Raw genomic sequence first — 4,355 nt, 5'->3', positions numbered from 1 at the left:
GTCACCGGCCCCGGCCCGGTCTCCCCAGGACCCCCGCCGCCTCGCCCTCGCACAGGCTGTCGCCGCCGAACAGTCCGCCTGCCGGCCGCCCCGGAGAAGGTCCGCACCGCTCCGCTCCCGGGCGCGGAGACCGGACCTGCCCGACCCGACGCCCCCCGAACCGTCCCCGGCCCGGGGCGTCGAACCGGCCCGCTCCGCTCCGTCCCGGCCCGCTCCGTCCCGCTTCGGCCCGGCCCGCCCCGCCTCCGTACCGCCCTGCTCCGCTCCGCCCCGTCCCGCTCCGCTCCGCCCCGTCCCGCTCCGCCCCGTCCCGCCCCGCCCCGGCCCGCCCCGTCCCGGCCCACCCCCGTCCCGTACCGCCCCCGTCCCGGCCCGGACCGGCCCGGCCCGGTCTTGCACCCCGTCGTCTACGGGCGCAGGGCAGGGGCCGGCAGCCCGCCGGCCTCCAGCGCCACCAGCGCCAGCACCACGATCGAACCCGTCCACGCCAGCGGCGCCACCGACACCGGCCGGCCCTCCCGGTCCACCTTCTCCGGCAGCTCACCCAGCGCGTTCCGCTTCGACAGCACCCACTCCAGCACCGGCCGAGCCTTCCCCGGCCGGCCCCCGGCCGCCCAGGCCAGCGCGAAGAACGCCGTACTGGGCGTCCACGCCGTCGCACCCCACGGCGCCCCCGGATCATCACCCGGCGTCAGCCCCCCGTTGGGCAGCAACAGCGCCCGGTAGGTGGCATCCAGCGCCGCGGGCAGACCGGCGGGCGCCGCGTTGAAAGGCGGCGCCATGAACGTCACCGCACTGTCACGCCCGTGCCGCCCGTCAGCGGTGCGCTGATAACCCACGGGGGAGAACCGCTTCGAGATCCCCGCCGACAGCCGCCGCGCCGCCCGCTCCCACCGCACCGCGTCACCGGGCCGTCCCGCCTCCCGCGCCAGGTCCGCGGACGCGTTGAACCCGGCCAGCAGCGGCGCGGCCGTACCGATGTTCGGACCGGCCGTCATCAGCTCCCAGTAGTCCGGCGAAGCCGGAGGCAGCCCGTCCGCCCCCAGAGAACCCGCCGCACGCTCCGCCGCCCTGCGGATCATCGGATAGAGGACCTCCAGCCGCGCCCGCCGGCCCTCCGCCGGCGCCGCCCGGTACCACTGCCACGCAGCCCACGGCACCCAGCCGTTGGCATCGAGCTGCCACCGCCGGCCGTCCGGCGGACCGGAACCGTCGAGCTTCGTCCGCGCCTCCCAGCTGCCGTCCCCGCGCTGGGTCGCGGCACTGTGCCGCAGGATCCGGAACGCCTCCTCGTCATGCCCGGTGTGCGCGAACGCCGCACACGCGAAACTCGAATCCCGCGGCCACGCATACATCCACCCCGGACTCCACCCCGCCGCCATCGCACCGCTGGGCCGCAGCAGCGCCCGCATCGCCAGCAGCGCCCGCCCGGCCGCCGCCCGCTCGGCCGCGGACCTCCCCGGGATGCGGCCGGACGCCAGCCAGGCCCGGCTCTGCCCGATCTGCCGCAGCGCCCGCCCGTCACCGGCCGCGACCACCACCGACTCCGTCCGCCCCGCCGGCAGGTACAGCCACCGGCCGGACGCCAGCCGCAGCACATTGCTGCCCTCCACATACCGGGCACCAGCAGCCCGCTTCGCCGAAACCCCCTCGGCGGCCGTCGCATTGGACAGCACCCCGACGGCGGGTGCGGCCAGCCCCGACAACGGCGCATGCCCCCCGCCGCCGCACACCGGGACGACCGTACTCGTCAACGCCGCCGCGACCACCGCCCAGCAGCCGAGGACACCGGACACCGCCACTCCCTCCGCCACACCCGCACACCCGCCACACCCGCGCACGCACGTACGTACGCATGTACGCGCGAACCCCAGCCCCGGCCCAGGCTCCGGGCCAGGCCCCGGGCCAGGCTCCGGCTCCGGGCCAGGCCACGGCCACGGCCCCGGCCACGGCTCCGGCCCAGGCTCCGGGCCGGGCTCCGGGCCGGGCTCCGGCCCAGGTCCCGGCTCCGGGCCGGGCCCCGGCCCGTCCCATCCTCGAAGACCACCGCCCGCCCCGCCACGGAAACCCCGCCGCCCGGGTGAGCCACCCCCCCCCGCCCCCCTGCCGCCCCCCACCCCCCGTCTCCGCGTCCGCCCGGCCCGGGATGCCGCACCCGCGCAACCGTGCACATCATGGGTGTTCGCGGGCCGTGCGCTCACCACAGCCGGCGGGGCGCACCGGCCGCTCTCGCCCGACGGGCCCCACTGCGAAGGGGTGGCCCATGAGCACCGTGGCGGCCGAGGACGAGGACGAGGACCTCGTGACCCCCTCCTCCCCGGCCGGCCGGAACACCGGCCGCCCCCGCCCCCGCCCGCCCGCACTCCTGCCCGCCGCCGCAGCAACCCTCCTGGCCGCCGCCGGAGCCCTCGTCGCCGTCGGATGCTTCCTCGGCCTCTACATCCGCCCCGCCTCCGACGACTGGTGCGCCGCCTGGAAGACCCGCGACCTGGGAGTCCTCGGCATCACCGCCGACTTCTACACGACCCAGAACGGCCGGGTCGCCAACGCCTTCCTCAGCGGCCTCCTCTACAGCGGCGGACCGGCCGGCACCAAACTCCTCCCCACCCTCATCGTCGTCTCCCTCACCGCCGCCCTGGTCCTCCTCGGCCGCCGCCTCCTGCACACCCTCGGCCACGCACCACCCCTGCTGCTCCTGACCGCCTGCGCCCTGGCCCTTCAGGCACTCCTCTACTACGCCGGCACCCGCAGCTACCAGGTCCTGCTCTGGGCCCCCGCCACGATCTCCCACACCCTGCCGAGCGTCATCGGCCTGTGGGCCCTCCTGCTCGCCCTCACCACCGTCAACCACCCCCGCCCCGCCGTCCGCCAGGCCGGCCTCGCCGGAGCCCTCCTGACCGGCCTCGCCCTCGGCACCCTCAGCGAACCCTTCGCCCTCGTCAGCGGCCTCCTCGCCGCCCTGACCGCCGTACTGTGCCTGCCCCGCCTGCACCTCGCCGCCACCTGGCGCCCCTTCACCTGGTGCCTGCTGTGGTGCACCGGCCTCGCCTGCGGCCTCGCCGTCCTCCACACCTCCCCGGGCGCCCGCTGGCGCCGCGCCCAGCAGCCCGAGAAGCCCCCGATGCTCTCCACGGCCGAACTGCGGGCCACCTACGAGGACTGGCTGCGCATGTGGGACACCGTCACCGGCCAGTGGGCCTACCTCGCCGCCGCGGCCGCCGGCCTCCTCCTGGGCCTGGCCGCCACCCCCCGCACCCGCACCCGCCCCGGGCCAGGGCCACGGCCACGCCCCGGGCCCTGGCCGTGGCCCTGGCCCGGGAGGGGGGCCGGCCCCGGACGGCCGACACGCGCCGCCCTGCTGCTGCTCCCGCTGCCCGTCGTGGTCCTGGGATCCTTCGCGGTGGCCGCGGGCCTGCGCAGCGGATACGGCCCCGCCGGCTGGACATACGCCCGGACCTGGACCAGCTACCTCCTGCCCATGGAACTGGCACTGTGCGGCTACGGAGTCCTGCTGGGCGCATGGGCCGGCCCCCGCCTGGCCGCCCGCGGCCCCGCCGGCCCCGCGGCCCTGGCGGCCGCCACCACCGCGGCGCTCTGCCTGACGGTGGCCTCGATGGCCTCCCTCGTCCCCGCCCTCCAGCAGCTCACCACCACCACGGTGGCCCGCTCCGTCGCCTGGGACGCCCAGAACGCCCGCATCCGGGCCGAGACCGCCCGGGGCGCCACCGACGTGGGCTACCGCCCCCTGCCCATCGGCAACCTCGCCGAGCCCTTCTTCACCTCCGACCACCGCCGGGACTGGGTCGCCGCCTGCGTCTCCCGCTGGTACGACGTCAACCGCATCCACCCCCGCTGACCCCACCCCCAACCACCCCCACCCCCACCGACCCACCGACCCTGGCACCCCCACCACCCCAGGCACCCCCGCCGGCCCCGGCACCCCCATCGGCCCCCTCGACACGACGCCCAGCACCGCAGGCCGGTCCTCCCGGAGGCCCACCACCGACGGCACCCGCCCGCTCTGCGCCCGGGCCCGTGGCGCCCGCCGGCACGACGCCCACAACCCCGAAGCCCTGTGCCGTGGCCTGCCGCAGGCAGGACGCAGCGTGCCCGGCCGGGCTTGTCCGAACCGGGCCGCCGGCCGCGCCCGCCTGATCCGCACCCGGCCCCTCCGGGCAACGCCCGCCCCCGGGCCCGCTGTCCGCCGGCACCGCGCCGGGCCCCCGTCCCGCAGGCCTGCGCCCCACCCCGCCCCGCCGTCCACCAGAGTTCTCGGGCAGGGTGCCCGCCCCTTTAGGGGTGGGGGGAATGCCCGCTCCCGCGTAGCGGGGCAGGGGAAGCCGAATCGCCGCCAG

Annotated in this window: 2 protein-coding genes; one reads left to right on the top strand and one right to left on the bottom strand. The window is 77.9% G+C overall.

What is annotated here, in order from left to right; translation table 11 throughout:
* Positions 1-407: 407 nt before the first annotated feature.
* Entirely contained in the window at positions 408-1,796 is a 1,389-nt protein-coding gene (locus ACIPXC_RS19575; RefSeq protein WP_401619540.1) for a hypothetical protein, read from the bottom strand.
* Between the two features lie 467 nt (positions 1,797-2,263).
* Between ACIPXC_RS19575 and ACIPXC_RS19570 the strand changes: the two genes are divergently transcribed.
* A complete protein-coding gene (locus ACIPXC_RS19570) occupies positions 2,264-3,856 on the top strand; it encodes a DUF6056 family protein (protein ID WP_401619537.1) in 1,593 nt (530 codons plus the stop codon).
* Positions 3,857-4,355 lie beyond the last annotated feature (499 nt).

Source organism: Streptomyces sp. NPDC090021, from assembly GCF_044748225.1.
Lineage (GTDB): Bacteria > Actinomycetota > Actinomycetes > Streptomycetales > Streptomycetaceae > Streptomyces.
This window is presented reverse-complemented; position numbering and strand designations above follow the sequence as displayed.

Bases quoted from the DNA above. Each gene is read 5' to 3' on its own strand.
- ACIPXC_RS19570 (WP_401619537.1), top strand. From the start codon at position 2,264: ATGAGCACCGTGGCGGCCGAGGACGAGGACGAGGACCTCGTGACCCCC.